Origin of the sequence: Chryseobacterium amylolyticum (genome assembly GCF_051011775.1) — a bacterium.
GTDB lineage: Bacteria > Bacteroidota > Bacteroidia > Flavobacteriales > Weeksellaceae > Chryseobacterium.
Genome location: NZ_JBPCHX010000002.1, coordinates 694,358 through 713,246, shown reverse-complemented (window position 1 = coordinate 713,246; position 18,889 = coordinate 694,358). Strand labels below are relative to the sequence as shown.

Here is an 18,889-nt window from a genome sequence, read left to right as displayed (position 1 = left end):
CATTTCATTCAGAATGACATGAGTCTTAAGAAACAACTTAAGCATTAGAATGCTTTATGACCTAAATTCAAATGATTTATTGGCTCTGTATTTACTGTTTTCAATATCTTCGCTTTTATAAAATCAAAACATGAAAAAAACGCTTATTGCATTTTCTATAGGTATTACCCAGATTATTTCTGCACAGAATTATTCTCAACATGTCAATCCGTTTATTGGAACCGGAGGCCATGGCCATACTTTTCCCGGTGCTATTGTTCCGTTCGGAATGGTACAGTTGTCTCCTGATACAAGGATTGACGGCAGCTGGGACGGATGCAGCGGATATCATTATTCGGATTCTGTAATCTACGGTTTTTCTCATACCCACCTGAACGGCACGGGAGTTTCGGATTACGGAGACATTATGCTGATGCCTACGATGGGAAATCCCAGTCTTAACAACAAGGATTATTCGTCAAGGTTTTCGCATAAAAATGAAAAAGCAAAGGCAGGATTCTACGCTGTCAAATTAGATAAGAATAATATTGATGTCCGTCTTACCGCTACCAAAAGAGTCGGCTATCATGAATACACCTTCAACAACGCAGGAAACGCCAATATTATCCTGGACCTCAACCACAGGGATAAACTGTTGGAAGGTGAGGTAAAAATCATTGATGATAAAACCATCGAAGTTTTCAGAAGAAGTGAGGCATGGGCAACCAACCAATATATCTATGCCAGAATTGAGTTTTCAAAACCGATGAAAATTTCAAAAAAGGAAGTCAGCGGAAAACAGGAAAACAATCTTTTTACCGGAACAAAGCTAGCCCTGGCATTTTCAGCCAATGTTAAAAAAGGAGAAAAAATCAACGTAAAGGTCTCTGTTTCTCCCACCGGTTACGAAGGAGCAGAAAAGAATATGCTGGCAGAAGGACAGACGAAAGATTTTGACGCGGTAAGAAAACAGGCTCAATCTGACTGGGACAAAGAGCTTTCAAAGATTGAAGTGAAGTCTGATGATAAAAACAAATTAGCCGTTTTTTACACTGCTCTTTATCATGTTTTCACACAGCCCAATATCAATATGGATGTTGACGGAAAGTACAGAGGCAGGGATAACAAACTTTATACGGCAAACGGTTTTGATTATTATACGGTATTTTCCCTTTGGGATACCTTCAGAGGCGCTCATCCGCTAATGACTTTAATCGACAGAAAAAGAACTGCTGATTTTATCAATACTTTCATTAAACAATACGAACAGGGAGGAAAACTTCCGGTATGGGAACTGGCTTCCAATGAAACGGAATGTATGATTGGCTACCACTCTGTTTCTGTCATTGCAGATGCTATGGCTAAAGGAATTCAGGGGTTTGATTACGAGAAGGCATTTCAGGCAGCAAAAGCTTCTGCTATGCAGGATATTTTTGGATTGAATGCTTATAAACAAAATAATTATATCAGCATAGATGATGAGCATGAAAGCGTTTCCAAAACCGTAGAATATGCTTATGATGACTGGTGTATTGCCCAGATGGCAAAAATTTTAGGCAAAAAAGAAGAGTATCAGTATTTCATGAAGCGTTCTCAGAACTGGAAAAATCTTTACAATCCCAGGACGGGTTTTATGCAGCCAAGAAAAAACGGAAACTGGTATGAGCCATTTGATCCGAGAGAAGTCAACAATAATTATACGGAAGGAAACTCATGGCACTATTCCTATTCTGTACAGCAGGACATTCCGGGGCTTATTGCAGCTCACGGCGGGAAAGAAAAGTTTGAGCAGTTCATAGATGCCATCTTTACCGCTCCTGATAAAACCACAGGCAGAGAGCAGGTTGACATTACAGGGTTAATGGGACAATATGCCCAGGGAAATGAACCGAGCCACCACATTGCTTATCTGTACAATTTCGTAGACAAGCCAGAAAAAACAGATGCCAAAATAAAATACATCCTTGATAACTTTTACAAAAACACACCCGACGGACTTATCGGGAATGAAGACTGCGGCCAGATGAGTGCCTGGTATATTTTAAGTTCTATGGGAATTTATTCCGTAACTCCAGGGTTACCGGAATGGGAAACTACAACGCCTTATTTTGACGAAATTAAAATTCATCTTGAAGACGGCACTACAAGAACAATTACAAAAACGACAGGCCGGGCTGAACTTAAAAAACTAGGGTTTGAAAATGTAAAACCTGTTAAAGATTTTAAATATACTGAACAGACAGCTTCACCGGTAATTGCGGCTGACAGAATCTTCGACTTTTCTACCAAAGTTGAGATCACTCCATTGGACCCAGGCGACAAGGTATATTATATGACAATGGATGAAAATGACAGTACTAAAAGAAAGGCTTTCAGTACTTACAAAGGTGCGTTTACCATCACCAAAACAACTCAGGTAATGGCATATGCTGAAAGAAACGGTGAAAAAAGCTCTGTGACAACCGCTCATTTCAACAGAAGACCCAATTATTGGGATATTAATATTCTGTCAAAAGTAACTCCTCAATACAGTGCAACCGGAAATCTTGCTCTTATTGACGGAATCAGAGGGGATATCAACTGGAGAAAAGGTGAATGGCACGGATATCAGGGACAGAATTTTGAGGCTATCATTGACTTTAAATCACCCCAGCAGATCACCACCCTGTCCTCTACCTATCTTCAGGATAGCAGAGCATGGATTCTGATGCCTAAAAAAGTAGAATATTATGCTTCTATGAACGGAAAAGATTTTGTTCTTCTGAAAACCATTGATAATGATATTGATCCTAAAGATGAGAAAGTTCAGATCAAAGATTTCTCAACTAAAATTCTCCCTACTGAAGCCCGGTATATCAAAGTAAAAGCCCATTACTTCGGAAAACTTCCGGAATGGCATCAGGGAGCGGGAGGTGATGCTTATATCTTTATTGATGAGATTTCTATAAAGTAAGGAAGATGGGAGAAGGGAGATGGAAGTTTCTATTTGACGAATTACTTCCTGAAGTCCGTTTGTTAGAGAATTTGATTTTCAAAAATTTAATCAATCAACTGATCTTAGTACTTAGGCTTTCAGAAACTTCCTTCTTCCAGCATCCATCTTCCAGCCAAAAAAACGCCCTCCGAAAATTCGAAGGGCGTTTTTTATCCATTCATTCTTTCAGACCATTGCAGGACTTCCGGAAGTTCGATATCAGAAAATTCTATGTGGATTACTCTTCTTTTCCTTCCGTTAGTTGTCCGGTTGGAACCGTGAAGCGTTAAAGGTTTCATGATCATAACTCCACCTTTTTCTACGTTGCATAGCTCTTCTGTTTCTATAGTCCAGTCGATGGTTTCCGGCCTGTAAATGCCTTTTGCATGAGATTTTGGAATTACTTTCAGGGCTCCGTTATTTTCATCAGTATCATCCAGGTGGATTCTGATGGTATAGATATTTTCCAGAATATCCACAGGAGGCTGTACAGCAAACTGATTCTGTTTGGTTGTCCATGGACCAAAACCATGGAGCTCAAGCTTTTTATCTACAGAAATCGTCAGATCCTGATGATAGGCTACATACCAGTTGGAAGTTTCAGGTTTATCAAAATAAATACTTTTGACCACAAAATACTTTTCCCCGAATATTTCCTTAATCACGTTCCTGATATTTTCATTAAAAATAAGGTCTCTAATTTCCGGAACTTCTTTAAAAAACTGTCTTATAGCGAACAGGTCTTCCGATTTTCTGAAATTTTCTTTTGAGGTATCTATGTTTTGTAGAACATAATCAATTTCTTCAAGTTCCTGCTGTGAAAACACATTATTGATAACAGCAAAGCCATATTCTTGAATATGGCCTTTATGATTGTCTAAGTGATGTAAACTCATGAATTGTTTTAAATTTTGTCTAACGGCTCGGTTAACTGTCCTTCCCATTTTGAAACCGCTGAAGTTGCCAGTGTATTTCCTAACACGTTGGTCATACTTCTACCCATATCACAAAAGTGGTCAATTGGTAAGATTAAAGCAATACCTTCCGGCGGTATACCGAACATGGAACAGGTTGCCACAATGATTACCAGAGAAGCTCTCGGAACCCCTGCAATTCCTTTTGAGGTAAGCATCAATACCAGAAGCATCGTGATCTGCTGCCCAAGCGTCATTTCGATTCCATAGATCTGAGCAATAAAGATGGAAGCAAATGTCATATACATCATACTTCCGTCCAGGTTGAATGAGTATCCTAAAGGTAAAATAAATGATACTACCCTGCTGTTACAACCGAATTTTTCAAGTTCTTCCACCAGTTTCGGGAATACGGCTTCTGAACTTGTAGTAGAGAAAGCGATTAGCAAAGGCTCTTTAATTCTTTTTAAAAGGTCAAAAAGACGGTTTCCTAAGATAAGATATCCTACCAGTAAAAGGACCAGCCAAAGAACAGCTATCGCAAAGAAGAAATCTCTTAAATAAATAGCATATACCTTAAAGATTTCAAAACCGTTGGTTGCCACTACGGCTGCAATGGCCCCCAATACTCCAAGCGGTGCAAACCACATGATATATCCTACCATTTTAAGGATAGCATGAGCAATGATATCAAAAAGTTTTACAACAGGTTTTGAATATTCTTCTCCTAAATTAGCCAGCGCAACTCCGAACATTACCGCAAATACAACAATCTGCAATACTTCATTGGTTGCAAAGGCTTCAAATAAACTTTTAGGAATCATATGTTTTACAAAATCTTCCATGGAAAAACTTTTGCTGCTTTTAAGAAGTTCATCAGCAGAAGCTACATCCTGAATAGGTAGTTTTGTCACATGCCCCGGCTCCAGCCAGTTAACAAGCATCAACCCGATAAAAAGGGAAATCAGAGAAGCGGAAATAAACCAAAGCATCGCTTTTGTTCCTACTCTTCCGATCATTTTGATATCGCTCATTTTAGCAATCCCTACTACCAATGTCGTAAAAACCAATGGCGCAATAATCATCTGTACCAATCTGATAAAAACCGTCCCCAGCAGTTTTATATTTTTGGAAAAAGGTTCGGCACTATCCGGGTAATTTACATGTACAATACCTCCGATTCCTACTCCCAGAAGAAGGGCAATGATAATTGCTATAAAAAGTTTATTCTGTCCTTTCATATATATAGTTCAATTTGCGCAAATATAATGGTTTTTCAATTGGCAGAAGATTTTCTTAATATGGATAATTTTCACATTTCCTTCACTGGGTTTTAAATCCATGAAAATTAAAACCCTGGTTTAGAAAATCTTGTAAAAAAATTAAGAAACATTTATTGAATTTTTATTCTTTTGGTACAAATTTTATTATTACATTTGAGTGTATAACAACATTAAATAAATATACAATATGAAAAAAACTATTGCAATGGCTGCATTAGCTGTAGCTGTATCTTTCGGTGCTATTTCTTGTAAAAAGAAAGTTTCTGATGCCGACCTTCAGACTCAGGCTACAACTATAGTAACTTCTAATCCCAATGCTTCTGTTGAAGTAAAAGAAGGTGTGGCACACTTAAGCGGTACTTTCGCAGATCAACAGTCTAAAGACGCGATGATTGCAAAATTAAAAGCAATCAACGGAGTAAAAGACGTAATGGATATGTCTACAGTAGCAGCTCCTGCACCTGCAGCACCGGTTGAAACGGCATCTGCTGTAGATCCTGCTGTTCAGAAAAAAGTTCAGGATGCGGTAAAAGATTTCCCTTCTGTAAAAGTAGAAGTTGTAAACGGGCAGCTTACGCTTACAGGAAATGTTTCCAGCTTACAGGCAAGAAAAATCAAAGAATCTGTAGATGCTTTGAAAATCGGAAAGTATAACAACAACCTAATCGTAAAATAATTAAAGATGAGCGAATTACAAGATAAATATTCAAGCGTAGTTTCAGCAGCACAGTCTGCAGGGATTTCCAATCTTCAGGTTCAGGAGCAGGACGGGATTCTTTATGTTTCCGGAAATGCTTCCAATACTGCAGCTAAAGATGCCGTATGGAATGCTTTAGGAGCTATTGATTCTACTTATTCTGCTTCAGATATCAATATTGATGTGCAGGTTGCAGGTCTTGCTGCTGGAGCTTCTTTAACCGTGGCTACTGAAGAATCTAACCTTAATATCAGACAGGAGCCTTCTACTGAAGCTGCCGTTGTAGGTAAAGCTGCAAAAGGTTCTTCTGTAACGCTTATTGAGCAGACTTCTGATGACTGGTGGAAAGTGAAAAATGCAGATGGCCAGGAAGGATATGCTTATTCAAGATATTTAAGAGCATAATTTTTATTAAAAAATAATAAATTTTCACAAAAAAAGCCTAGAAACATCCCAGCTTTGGGATGTTTTTATATTTTTACGGCTCTGAAAAAAAAACTAATGAAGAAAACTCTGCTGCTATTGACTTTGATGTTCACAGTCATTATTCTGCACGCCCAAAAACTACACATTGACGGAAAAATATCAGATTCTGAAAAGAAAGCGATAGAAAACGCTACCGTTTATCTTTTAAAACAAAAGGATTCATCTATCGTCAATTATACAGCAACCAATAAAGAGGGAAAATTTTCTCTGAAAATTGATGAGGTGAAAGAACCCTCCGTTCTTAAAATTGACGCCGACAAATTATCTTCCTATTCAAAAAAATTTGATAGAATAGATCAGTCGTTATCCCTGGGAGATATTCAGCTTGAGAAACAAGGTCTGGTGAATGCTATCGATGAGGTAAAAATTACGGTTTCCCCGGTAAAAATTAAAAAAGACACGATTGAATTTAATGCAGCAGCGATCAAAGTACGCCCGGACAGTAAAATAGAGGAGCTTCTGAAGCAGATTCCTGGTGTGGAAATCAGCAATGAGGGAAAAATTACGGTAAACGGAAAAGATGTGGACCAGATCATGATTAATGGTAAACCTTTCTTTGATAAAGACGGTAAAATTGCCCTTCAGAACTTACCTGCGGATATCATCAAAAATATTCAGTTTACCACCACCAAAACGAAGGAGGAAGAATTAAGCGGAAAAACAGCCAAATCTCAGAATACCACCATCAACTTTAATATTGATGAAAAGAAAAATAAAGGTTTACTGACAAGGCTTACCGTCGGTTATGGATCAGATAAGCGGTATGAAGCAAGCGGACTGGCCAGTTACTTTAAAGGTGACACTAAAATAAGTTTACTGGCTTCTTCCAATAATATCAATTCCCAGGGGTTTTCTAGGGATGAGGTTTTTGACAGTATGGGAAATGGCCGGAATGCCTGGATGATGCAGGGAGGATCTTTTTCAACGGTAGGAAATATGACTTATTTCACCCAGGGAGGCGGTACAAAAGGAATTCAAAGGTCTACAACCATTGGGTTAAACTACAGTGACAAACTGGGAAAAGATGCCGATCTGGATTCTTTCAGTCTGATGCATTCCGATTCCAATATGGAAACAAGATCCAAAGTTTCAAGGTCTACCCTTTTACCTACTTATACGCTTCAGACCAATTCTGAAAGTAACGGAGAAAATGAATCCAAGCAATACAGTTTTGATACTTCAGCTAAAATCAAACTGGATTCTATGACCAGTATCTACCTTTCTCCAAGATTTACAAAAAACAGCAGCTTTAATTTTAATAATTCACGCTCCTCTACTTTGAATAACGGCAAGCTTCTGAATGAAAGCAATGCGTATTCAAGTAATGATTCGGAAAGTAATTCATTTAATCCTTATCTGTATTTTTCAAGAAAATTCAGAAAAAAAGGCCGCTCGATTTCAGCGAATATAAACAGTTCCATCTCTGAATCAAAAAGAGATAACCTGAACCAGTCCCAAAACACGTTCTATCAGTCCGGCGGAACAACTGCAGACAACAGGGACCAGTTAGCCAGGAATAAAAATCAGAACAGCAGTTTTAATTTCACTGCCGGATATACAGAGCCTGTTTCCGATTCTTCAAGTGTAAGTTTTGAAATAAAATATGAAACCAGATCTGCCAGAGATTTGAGGAATGTAAATGATTTTGATAATGCAACCGGGGATTACACTAAATTCAATCAGCTTTTATCCAACAATATGAAGCAAAGAATCAATCAGATTTCTCCTGAGTTCACGTACCAGCTTAATAAAAAGAAACTGAATTTCTGGGCTTCCATGAATCTTGACATCTCAGACATGAAAGTAAACTCTGTCTATAACGGACAGCAATATGATTTACAGAAAAATTTTGTACTGCCCCAATATAATGTCAATCTTTACTATCAGCTGGGAGAAGGAAAAGTTCTGAGTGTTTACAACTACTCCAACTTCAATATTCCTACTGCAGAACAGCTTACTCCCTATAAAGATGAATCAAATCCATTGATTACCTATCAGGGAAACCCTGATCTGAAAAATACGTGGATCAACAATCTTTATCTGTATTTCAATAATTATAATAAAGTAAAAGACCTCAGTTACTATTTCAATATCGGTTTTACGTACAGAAATAACGACATCATCAATTTTTCCACCTATGATAACGCAGGAAAGCAGGTGATTACCTACAGCAACGTAAGCGGAAATAAAAATATCAACGCAGGCGGAGGATTCAGTAAAACCCTGAAGTGGAAAAACAACAAACTTACCATCAACCCGAGATTCAGCATGGTGTATGCTTACAATAATGGTTTTATTGACGGACAGGCCTTTACCAGCAACTCATACAGTCTTAATCCGGGGCTTAATCTTACTTATGAAATCAAGGATAAAATGACCATCAAACCTTCTTACAGACTTGGATACAGTTTTTCAAATTATACCAATTACAATGTAACGAATGTAAATACAGCCAATCAAGCCTTAAAACTGGAGCTGACCAATTATATGCTGCAAGGGAGACTGGTATTTGGAAACGATTTTGAATACAATACCAATTCCAATATTGCTCCGGGCTTTAAAAAGGATTTTTACTTCTGGAATACCAGCCTTGGATATTCATTCTATAAAAAACAGTTTACGGCAAAAGTGAAGATTTATGATGTCTTGAACCAAAATCAAAGTGTGAGAAGAACCATCACCGATTCTTATTTCGAAGACCGTGAAGATCTTATCCTGAAACGGTACATCATGTTCTCCGTCAGCATGAAACTGAATAAGTTTGCAGGAAAAAAGACGCAATAAGCAACACCATCCTTTTATAATTTTTGATAATGGCCGGATCTTTCCCGGCTATTTTTATGAATGTTGAATTCCAATACTGAATGCCGTGATAACCGGAGACGCAAAATTCCCCTCCTTTGGAGGAGTGGCGAAAATTCAAAGAATTATTGAGGGAGTGTTTTTTTACAACAACCTTTTAAACAAGATTTACAAATAAACCTGTTTTTATTTTTAAATTAGCAGCAAATTTTTTTTATGAAAATCCATATTTCAGTATTATGTATTCTTTTTTTGATTCTTGGAAAAGCTCAGAAAACGGAACAGAAAGATACTTTCGTTAAAGACAATTTCACCAAGAAAGAATTTTATATTCCAATGCGTGATGGAGTGAAACTTTTCACTGCGGTGTATATCCCGAAAGATATATCGAACAAGAACAAATATCCGTTCCTGATGCAGAGAACCTGCTACAGCATTGCCCCTTACGGAGAAACTGAATATAAAACAAAGGTAGGCCCCAACACGTATCTTATGAAAGACAAGTATATTTTTGTGTACCAGGATGTACGCGGAAGATATATGAGTGAAGGCACTTTTACCAATATGACACCACAGGTAGAGCGTAAAACGAAAAAAGATGTTGATGAAAGTACGGATACTTATGACACCATCGAATGGCTTTTGAAAAATGTGAAGGATAACAATGGTAAAGTAGGCCAGTTTGGAACATCATATCCCGGATTTTATACTGCTGTAGGAACGTTGTCACAGCACCCGGCTTTGGTAGCCTCTTCTCCGCAGGCACCAATTTCTGATTTCTGGAATGATGATTTCCTTCACAACGGAAGATTTATGCTGGGCTATTTCAGAACATTTCCCGTTTTTGGTGTTCAAAAAACACAACCGGAAAAGCAGGCCTGGTATATGGATTCTTTCATCAAGCAGACTTCTGAGGATGGTTTGAAATTTTACAGAGAAATGGGTACCCTGAAAGACGGGTATGAAAAGTATTATAAGAATAACTTCTTCATGACAGAAATTATGAATCATCCCAACTATGATGAATTCTGGCAGAAAAGAGGGCTTCTTCCCCACTTAAAAAACATCAATCATGCTGTAATGACTGTTGGAGGATGGTTTGATGCAGAAGATCTTTCCGGGCCGCTGAACATTTATAAAACCATCGAAAAAACAAGCCCTAAAGCTAAAAACACCATCGTAATGGGACCATTCTCTCATGGCGGCTGGTCTCAGGAACAGGGAAAACATTTCCATAGTGAAACCTATTTTGGCGACAGCATTGCAACATATTATCAGAAAAATATTGAAACTAAATTCTTCAACCACTACCTGAAAGGCAATACCAAAGAGGATGCAGGACTTCCTGAAGCGCTGATGTATGACACCGGAGCTAAAGAATGGAAAGAATTTGCTTCTTACCCTCCTAAAAATGCTCAGAAAGTGAATTTCTATCTGGCGGATAAAACCTTAAAAAAATCATCAGGGCAAGGATATTCCGAATATTACAGTGACCCGAACAATCCTGTTTTAAGCTCTGATCACTTAAAAGATTTCAATGGTTTCACTCCAAGGAATTATATGTCAGAAGACCAGAGGTTTGCTGTCGGAAGACCTGATGTATTAACGTTCACAACAGATGTACTTACTGAAGATATCACTTTTGCCGGAGAGATCATGGCTAAACTGAATATTGCTTCCACATCTACAGATGCTGATTTTGCAGTAAAACTGATTGATGTTTATCCTGAAGATTTCAAGCCTGCAGAAAAGAAAGAAGGCGTTATCTATGGAAACTATCACCAGATGGTAAGAAGTGAAATTATGCCTGCAAGATTCAGAAATACGAAAGAAAAGGGAGAGGCGCTGGTTCCCGGCCAGAAAACGGCTGTTAACTTCAGGCTTCAGGACGTGGTTCATACCTTCAAAAAAGGACATAAAATCCAGATTCAGATCAGCAGTACTTGGTTTCCGCTTTTCGCCATTAACCCGCAAAAGTTTATGGATAATCCGAATTTTGCCAACAAAGAAGATTACACCAAAGCATTCATCAAAGTATATGATGACAGCTCCATTGAAGCTGATGTTTTAAAATAAATTGAAAAGCTGTTCAGACGAACAGCTTTTTGTTTTTGAGGGCCTGAAGTTTATTTTTAGGCTTTGGCTAAAGCCGGATGAATTATTATTTTTATTCAGGCGGGCTAAAGCCCGCTTCTACTGATGGAATGATAAGCGTGATCCTCTAAATCTGCATAATCGGTTTGCCATTAGATGAGCGCCATTTGAGACTCTACGGAGTTACAGATGTTATGGATAAAATTTCTCTTAACAACTACTCTTCAATGGTTCTGAAGGTCAGGTTTACTCTGGGGGTTTTCACTTTTGTAGTGGGTGGAAGCCTGTGAAGCCAATGATCCTGGGTGGTTCCTTTCATAATCAGCAGACTGCCGTTTTCCAGAAATATTTCAACTTTTTCTTTGGTTGTTTTATGTTTAAATAAAAATTTCCTTTCTGCTCCAAAGGTCAGAGAAGCAATTGCCCCATGTTTCTTCAGATCTGTTTCACCATCGCTGTGGTAGGCCATTCCTTCACTTCCGTCATGGTATAAATTAAGCAAACAAGAATTGTAAGTTTCACCTGAAACTTCCTCACATTTTTTCTTCAGTTCCAGTAATTCGGGAGTCCAGAATCTGGCATATTTTGTTCTTTTCGAATAGGTATATTCAAAAGCTTTTTCTCCAAACCAGGCTACTTTTCTTTTGGTTAAAATCAGTTTCCCAAAGATTACGGCTTCATCATTCTCCCATGGAATCTGATTGAGCAGATAATCATAATAAAAATCGGATTTTTCTTTTGAGAAAACCTTCCCATAATAATGAACGGTTCCATCATGCGGAAGTATGTTGAGGGGATAATCTGATATTTCTTCAAAGAGACTCATCATCGTTTTTTTAATTTAAATGCTTTATTTTGTAAAGGTACAATGTAAAATGTATTTATGATCTTAATAATTAAACACAAATACCACCAATATTTTCACAAATCACACCGTAATTTTTGTATCAATAGAAACGGACTAAAGTCCGTTTAATAAAAAGAGAGTTAATCCATTGGCTTTAGCCAAAACTTAAGGCTCAATATTATTCAACCGAAAAAATCACAAAAGTTATAATACATTGCTATTTAACTAACAAGATTCATACTTAAAAGTATACTAAAGCCTTCGAATATCTTTGATTTTCTTGTTGTGAACTTTATGACAGATAATTTTTAATCTTATTATCCATCTCTCAAAAATCCTTTTGTGTCTTTTGTGGTAAAAATATATTACGAGTACATCTGTGAACCTTCCCAGCCTACAATAAGTTGTTTTCTTTCACTTCCCCATCGGTAACCGCCGAGGTGTCCGGTAGACTGAATTACACGGTGACAAGGTATCAGGAATGCAACCGGGTTACTTCCAATGGCTGTTCCCACAGCTCTGGATGCCTTAGGATTTCCTATTTTTTCAGCCAGGCTGCCATACGTAGAAAGTTTACCCATAGGAATCGTCAATAAGCTTTCCCAGACTTTCAGCTGAAAATCGGTTCCTTTTAAGTGTAATTTTATGGTATTGAGTTGGGTCCAGTCTTTATCAAATATAGACATGGCATTCTTCTGAAGGGCATCCTGCTGCTCAATAAAAGAAGCATTAGGGAACTTTTGCTTCAGTTCCCCGAATGCTTTTTCTTTATCGTCTTCAAAAGCCATATAGCAGATTCCTTTTTCTGTAGAAGCTACTAAGATATTTCCAAAAGGACTTTCGGAAAAACTGTAATGAATATTAAGGCTTTTTCCTCCGTTTTTATATTCTGCCGGAGACATTCCTTCTATCTTCACAAACAGGTCATGAAGCCTGCTGGTGCTTGAAAGTCCTGTCTCATAGGCGGTATCAAACAAACTTGCTTTTTCTTCCTTCAATAAATTTTTAGCATGTTCCAGGCTGATGAACTGTAAAAATTTTTTCGGACTTGTTCCTGCCCAATCTGTAAAGATCTTCTGAAAATGGGCCGGACTTAAGTGAATATTCTCTGCCACTTCCTCCAAACTTGGCTGAAGCCTGAAATTGCTCCGGATATACTCTATCGCTTTGGCAATTCTGTTATAATCTATCTGACTTTGTGTGGACATTGTATTATGATTTTACCTCACAAATTTCCAAAGAATATACGGCAGAAAAAATCCGATTCTTGCGGAATATTAGTTGTTGTTATAAATATCGTAGTAAGCAAGCATTTTGTAATATAACTTCGCAGATAAGAAAGCAGTTGGCTTAGCCATTGGAGAATCCATTAACTCTACAATATCAAATGCTACAACGTTACATTTTTCAAATACTTTTCTCAATAGTTCAAGCGTTGGATACCATTGTAACCCACCTGGCTCAGGAGTCCCAGTAGATGGAGCAATAGAAGGATCGAAAGCATCCAAATCAATCGTGATATAAACATTTCCTGATACTTTCTCCAATACATCATTGATCCAGTTCTCATTGTTCGCGATTTCGTGAGCAAAGAATACTCTTCCTTCCGGCAAGTATTGTGCTTCCTCAGCATCCATAGAACGGATTCCCACCTGTACTAGATTATGTTTCTGGTTAGCTTCAAAAACCGCACAAGCATGGTTTGAAGTAGAACCGTGAAACTCAGGACGTAAATCTGTGTGGGCATCTAATTGCAGAACCGTTAAATTTTCAAATTTTTCTCCTACCGCACGAATAGAACCGATAGAAACAGAGTGTTCCCCACCAAAAAGAGTAAATAATTTACCTTCATTATTCAAAAGCTCTTTGGTTTTCTGATAAACTGCTTCCGTCATTGCTTCCGGAGAAGAATTTTCAGACACTTCTCCTGCTAAGTAAACTCCCTGAAGGTAAGGTTCTGTCTGTGTTTCGATATCATAAAGCTCCATATTTTCAGAAGCGTTTAAGAATAATTCCGGACCTTTATCAGCTCCTTTACCCCATGTTGAAGTTCCATCGTAAGGAACAGTTACCAACATTACTTTCGAATTCTCTAACGTTGCGTTTTCCTCGGGAATTCCTGCGTATGTTTTCATATATAATTATTAATTAAAAAATTAAATGATTGAAAGATTAAACGATTCCGCAAAGATACAAAATAGTACCTGAGTTATAAGTAATGAACGGTTTGTTATGAATTTTTAACCTTATCCTGATTTTTAAATTTTAAATCCTTTAATGTTTAAATTTTAAAAGTTATTTTTGTATAAAACTCCTGATATGCCTTTAAAAGCTGTTCTCTTCGATATGGATGGTGTCATAGTAGACACTGAACCATTGCATAGAAAAGCCTATTTCAAAACATTTGAAGAACTGGAAATTGCAGTTTCTGAAGAACTGTATACCTCTTTTACCGGAGCTTCTACCAAAAGAGTTTCTGAAACATTGATCAGTGTATTTAATTTAGATCAGACTTACGAAACAATCGCAGGAATCAAAAGATCTCATTTCAAGGATTATTTTTACAATGACGACGAGTTTGACTTAATTCCGGGAGTAAGAAAACTGATCGAGCATTATCATGAGAATGGGATAAAACTTATTCTGGCGTCTTCTGCTACAATGGTAACGATCAATATGGTTTTTGAGAAATTCGGACTGGAGCCTTATTTCAGCGGGAAGATCAGCGGGGCAGATTTAAAGGAATCAAAACCTCATCCTGAAGTTTTTCTTCTGGCTGCAGAAATGGCTGGAGAACCTGTTGAAAACTGTATGGTGATTGAAGATTCCACGAATGGAATTCTTGCTGCACACCGTGCTAAAATTTTCTGTGCGGCATACAGAAGCCCGCATTCAAAGAACCAGGATTACACTTTGGCAGACACGGTAGTTTCTGATTATGAGGAATTAGAACTGGATAAAGTTTCAAAATATTTTTAAATAAAAAGCCCTCAGAAAAACTGAGAGCTTTTGTTTTGTATAAGTTTTGGCTAAAGCCAATGGACTTTTCTATTGATGTAATGGGCTAAAACCCATTTCTATTGATCATAAAATTATTTATACCCAAGAAGCTTCAATACATCTTCCGGTTCCTGTTTTTCACGGAAAATTTCGTACTGTAATTCACCGTTTTCATCTTTCTGAATCAGGACGTGTCTCGGCTGAGGCATCAGGCAGTGGTGCACTCCACCGTATCCACCGATAGTTTCCTGATACGCTCCGGTATGGAAGAACCCGATATACAAAGGTTTTGTATCACTGAAAACCGGCAGATAAATCGCATTCGTATGCTGTTCAGAATTGTAATAATCATCGGAATCACAAGTGAGTCCTCCTAAGAATACTCTTTCATAAGTATCTTCCCAACGATTAAGCGGAAGCATGATAAAATGTCTTGAGATGGCCCATGTATCCGGAAGAGTGGTCATGAAAGAAGAATCAATCATATTCCATTTTTCTCTGTCGTTCTGACGTTTCTGAGAAATGATTTTATAAAGGTTTGCTCCACTTTCCCCTACGGTAAAGCTTCCGAACTCAGTATAGATATTAGGTTCCTCTACTCCTTCTTCTTCACAGAATTTCTTAATCTGGGAAACGATCTCTTCTACCATGTACTGATAATCGTAATCGAAGTTCAAAGATGTTTTGATTGGGAAACCACCTCCGATGTTCAGAGAATCCACTTCAGGAGCAATTTTCTTCAGACGTGCATATACACGAAGACATTTATACAATTCGTTCCAGTAATAGGCTGTATCCTTAATCCCTGTGTTGATAAAGAAATGAAGCATTTTCAGTCTTGCATTCGGATGTTCTGCAATTTTCTGGCTGTAATACGGAATAATATCTTTATATCCGATCCCTAATCTTGAAGTATAGAATTCGAACTTTGGTTCTTCCTCCGATGCAATTCTGATTCCGATATCAAAAGTAGAATCAATACTTTCTGTAAGCTTATCCAGCTCTCTGTAATTATCAAGAATCGGGGTAATATTTTCAAATCCGTTATTAATCATATCTGATATTTTAGCCAGATAATCATCGGTTTTAAAACCATTACAGATCACTTCAATATTCTTATCTACCTTACCTTTTTCATAAAGAGATTTTACAATATCCATATCATAAGCAGATGATGTTTCTATGGAAATATCATTCTTCAGAGCTTCTTCCAATACGAAATTGAAATGACTGGATTTGGTACAGTAACAGTAGGTATAATTCTTTTTATATTCGGTTTTCTCAAAAGCTTCTTTAAACCAGCCTTTCGCTTTCTGAATATTTTGAGAAATTCTCGGCAGGTAGCTAATCTTTAGCGGGGTGCCAAATTGTTCAACAACATCCATCAAAGGAATATCGTGAAACAACAAATTGTTCTCAGAAACATTAAATTCCTCCGTAGGAAAATATAATGTCTGATCAATAAGTTCCGAGTACTTTATTTTCATTTCTAAACAAGTGAATTAAGAAATGCAAAATTGCTAAAAAAGTTTCATTTTTAGGTGTTAAAATTATTATAATTTTAAATTAGCACCCAATATTGGATCTTAGAAAAATTTACTTCTGATAATCAATAGGTAAACTTCTGAATATATTCATTTCTTTTGGTATCTGAAATTCCCAATACCTGCTGAATATAAGCATCTGTAGAGCCATACTTTTTATTGATCCCTTCAAAAGCAGCATCAAGGTATCTTTTTTCAACCCAGCTCAGTTTCTCCAGCACCTGTAAATCCATCTTCGGATAGAGGAAATGTAACCTGTTCGCAAGGCGGAGTCTTTTCTGAACAAGGTCTTTCCTGTAATTGTTGGATAAAAGATAATCGTTGTAAATAGTTTCTTTATCAAATTTCAGAATCGTGAGGATCAGCGCTGTAATAATCCCGGTTCTGTCCTTACCGGCAGTACAGTGGTAAAGAACGGGGTCTTTGGATTCCAGCACCTCGGTGATAATTGTTTTTATAGTTTCCGGGCTTTCTGTAACGTACTCACGGTAAAAACCAATCATTCTTTTATCAGCATCAGAAGCGTTCACTCTACCTTTAAGGACCAGTTTTTTCGCCTGGGCAAGCTGATCGCCTTCATCTTCAAACGCTGAATATTTCTTATATGTGTTTTCTGCAGGAATCTGATCAGGTTTCTGAGCGATTTCCTTTGAATTCCTGAGATCAATAACTTCTCTGATGCCCAATTCATCAAAACGGTCAAAAGATTTCTTTTTAAGCTTATGAAGATGGGCACTCCTGTACAGCTTTCCTTCTTTTAATGTTCTTCCTTCCGTATTTTTGATATTTCCTACAGTCCGGAAATTGGTTACTTTCTTAAGGCGGATCACTTTTTCAGTTTCATTTTTTCCATATTCCGGAGTTTCAAAATGCTGTGTTTTACAGGATAAAATGCAGCATAATGAAATGGTGAAAACTGATATTCTGACTAATGTATTCAAATGTTAGATTTTGGCTAAAGCCGTTGATAAATTTTTCTGATTCCTCCGGTCGCTGTTACTCTTCCTTATAACAGAACAACAAATCCGGTCATTATAAATAATCTGTTCCTATAAAGATCAACAGATCTCCTTTTTCATATCCGATAACAACTTCGTTTTCGACAGCAAAATTCCGGGTTCCAATCCTTGAAATAATGGATAAATTTTCATTTTCCAACGGCCAGTTCAAGCCTTTTGTCGTAATATTTTCCGCTATAGGAAAAGGATATAAGGAAATCATTTTATTTTGTACCCCTTCCACTTTAAAGCTTTTAGGAATAAAATAATATTCTGAATATTCATCATAAAACTTCAGCTCCATACGCTCTTTGAAAGCATAGGCAACCGTAAGATTTCCCAGAAAATGATCCTGCTCTCCCCCGCTTCCGCCCAAAATATCGGCTTTTTTTACGCCTCTTTCTAGGATGATATCCAAAGCTTTGTAAAAATCGGTTTGATTCTGATCCGGAGTATGGATAAATTTTTCGTCATAAATATTTTCATCAGAACCGGAATGTGAGTCGAAATCCCCGGATATAAAATCCAGCCTGTCCATGGGAAATCCCATTCTTTTCAAATAATGAAAAGCGCCGTCTGTACAGGCTATCAATCCATAATTATTCAGATCGGGCAATGATTTGGGGGCATCTCCGTTGATGAAAAGTAATGCTTTATCTTTCATTCGGGTTCCAGTATTCTTCCGGTTCGTTGTTCAGTTTTGAAATATATCTTGCCAGCACGAAAAGATAATCTGAAAGCCTGTTTAAATATTTAATCAGTTCAGGACGTACTTCTTCTGATTCATTCAGGAAAACCAATGAACGTTCCGCTCTTCTGCAGATTGTTCTTGCCGCATGTAAAAAAGTGGCGGATTTTCCTCCTCCGGGAAGAATAAAATATTGAAGCGGTTCCAGCTTTTCATCGAAAGCATCCATCCATTGTTCAAGTTCTTCAATTTCTGTCTCTGAAATGATGATCGGAAGACGTGATTTCCCGTTGGCCAGCATCAGTTTATCTACCGGTGTTGCGGCTTCTGAACCTACTGTAAATAAATCAAACTGGATCTTTTTCAGTTGCCTCAATACTTCTTCATCTTCAATATGGCTTTTTGCAATTCCGATAAATGAATTCAGTTCATCTATATTTCCATAACTGTCTACTCTGGCACTGGCTTTGGAAACCCTCGTTCCGCCGTACAATGCAGTCTGACCTTTATCTCCTGTCTTTGTGTAAATTTTCATAGTACTAAAATACCTTTTTTTATACAATGTAAAAAGTAAAATGCAGTA

General features: G+C 37.5%; 15 protein-coding genes. 6 read left to right on the top strand and 9 right to left on the bottom strand.

Features of this window, described 5'->3' with window-relative positions; genetic code table 11:
* Positions 1-130: 130 nt before the first annotated feature.
* Complete coding sequence (locus ACR1PO_RS08385; protein ID WP_433986467.1) at positions 131-2,932, top strand: GH92 family glycosyl hydrolase; 2,802 nt, start codon at positions 131-133, stop codon at positions 2,930-2,932.
* Positions 2,933-3,123: 191 nt separating this feature from the next.
* Here the strand turns inward: ACR1PO_RS08385 and ACR1PO_RS08380 are convergent, their stop codons facing one another.
* Positions 3,124-3,849, bottom strand: coding sequence for a phytanoyl-CoA dioxygenase family protein (locus ACR1PO_RS08380; protein WP_433986466.1), 726 nt, complete (start codon positions 3,847-3,849; stop codon positions 3,124-3,126).
* Between the two features lie 8 nt (positions 3,850-3,857).
* A complete protein-coding gene (locus ACR1PO_RS08375; protein ID WP_433986465.1) occupies positions 3,858-5,108 on the bottom strand; it encodes a dicarboxylate/amino acid:cation symporter in 1,251 nt (416 codons plus the stop codon).
* 229 nt (positions 5,109-5,337) lie between these two features.
* On the opposite strand from ACR1PO_RS08375, the gene ACR1PO_RS08370 reads away from it, so the two are divergent.
* The 4 genes from ACR1PO_RS08370 to ACR1PO_RS08355 all read left to right on the top strand — a co-directional run bounded on the left by ACR1PO_RS08370 (position 5,338) and on the right by ACR1PO_RS08355 (position 11,211).
* Positions 5,338-5,826, top strand: coding sequence for a BON domain-containing protein (locus ACR1PO_RS08370; protein ID WP_332385106.1), 489 nt, complete (start codon positions 5,338-5,340; stop codon positions 5,824-5,826).
* A gap of 6 nt (positions 5,827-5,832) precedes the next feature.
* Positions 5,833-6,252: an SH3 domain-containing protein gene (locus ACR1PO_RS08365; RefSeq protein ID WP_202838807.1), complete on the top strand. Its 420-nt coding sequence runs from the start codon at positions 5,833-5,835 to the stop codon at positions 6,250-6,252.
* A 96-nt stretch (positions 6,253-6,348) separates the two neighbouring features.
* The gene (locus ACR1PO_RS08360) at positions 6,349-9,117 is read left to right on the top strand and encodes an outer membrane beta-barrel protein (RefSeq protein ID WP_433986464.1); all 2,769 of its coding nucleotides are present in this window, start codon (positions 6,349-6,351) and stop codon (positions 9,115-9,117) included.
* A gap of 234 nt (positions 9,118-9,351) precedes the next feature.
* Entirely contained in the window at positions 9,352-11,211 is a 1,860-nt protein-coding gene (locus ACR1PO_RS08355; protein ID WP_433986463.1) for a CocE/NonD family hydrolase, read from the top strand.
* 235 nt (positions 11,212-11,446) lie between these two features.
* Here the strand turns inward: ACR1PO_RS08355 and ACR1PO_RS08350 are convergent, their stop codons facing one another.
* From ACR1PO_RS08350 to speB, 3 genes are all read right to left on the bottom strand, one after another.
* Entirely contained in the window at positions 11,447-12,055 is a 609-nt protein-coding gene (locus tag ACR1PO_RS08350) for an alpha-ketoglutarate-dependent dioxygenase AlkB family protein (RefSeq protein ID WP_433986512.1), read from the bottom strand.
* Positions 12,056-12,441: 386 nt separating this feature from the next.
* Positions 12,442-13,284 carry a bifunctional helix-turn-helix domain-containing protein/methylated-DNA--[protein]-cysteine S-methyltransferase gene (locus tag ACR1PO_RS08345; protein ID WP_332385101.1) on the bottom strand — a complete coding sequence of 281 codons (843 nt, stop codon included), beginning with the start codon at positions 13,282-13,284 and terminating at the stop codon, positions 12,442-12,444.
* A 69-nt stretch (positions 13,285-13,353) separates the two neighbouring features.
* Entirely contained in the window at positions 13,354-14,211 is an 858-nt protein-coding gene (gene speB / locus ACR1PO_RS08340; RefSeq protein ID WP_002977181.1) for an agmatinase, read from the bottom strand.
* A 184-nt stretch (positions 14,212-14,395) separates the two neighbouring features.
* Here speB and ACR1PO_RS08335 point away from each other — a divergent pair, with 184 nt between their 5' ends.
* Positions 14,396-15,055 (top strand): HAD family hydrolase, encoded by a 660-nt coding sequence (locus tag ACR1PO_RS08335; protein ID WP_433986462.1) that lies wholly within the window; start codon positions 14,396-14,398, stop codon positions 15,053-15,055.
* Positions 15,056-15,168: 113 nt separating this feature from the next.
* Here the strand turns inward: ACR1PO_RS08335 and ACR1PO_RS08330 are convergent, their stop codons facing one another.
* The 4 genes from ACR1PO_RS08330 to ACR1PO_RS08315 form a co-directional block, all read right to left on the bottom strand.
* Complete coding sequence (locus ACR1PO_RS08330) at positions 15,169-16,563, bottom strand: type III PLP-dependent enzyme domain-containing protein (protein WP_142724824.1); 1,395 nt, start codon at positions 16,561-16,563, stop codon at positions 15,169-15,171.
* A gap of 122 nt (positions 16,564-16,685) precedes the next feature.
* Complete coding sequence (locus tag ACR1PO_RS08325) at positions 16,686-17,561, bottom strand: tyrosine-protein phosphatase (protein WP_433986461.1); 876 nt, start codon at positions 17,559-17,561, stop codon at positions 16,686-16,688.
* Between the two features lie 91 nt (positions 17,562-17,652).
* Positions 17,653-18,282 (bottom strand): thiamine diphosphokinase, encoded by a 630-nt coding sequence (locus ACR1PO_RS08320; protein ID WP_433986460.1) that lies wholly within the window; start codon positions 18,280-18,282, stop codon positions 17,653-17,655.
* Positions 18,272-18,841, bottom strand: a complete 570-nt coding sequence (locus tag ACR1PO_RS08315; protein ID WP_034699206.1) for a cob(I)yrinic acid a,c-diamide adenosyltransferase — start codon at positions 18,839-18,841, stop codon at positions 18,272-18,274. The genes ACR1PO_RS08320 and ACR1PO_RS08315 overlap by 11 nt, the downstream gene beginning before the upstream one ends.
* Positions 18,842-18,889: the final 48 nt, after the last annotated feature.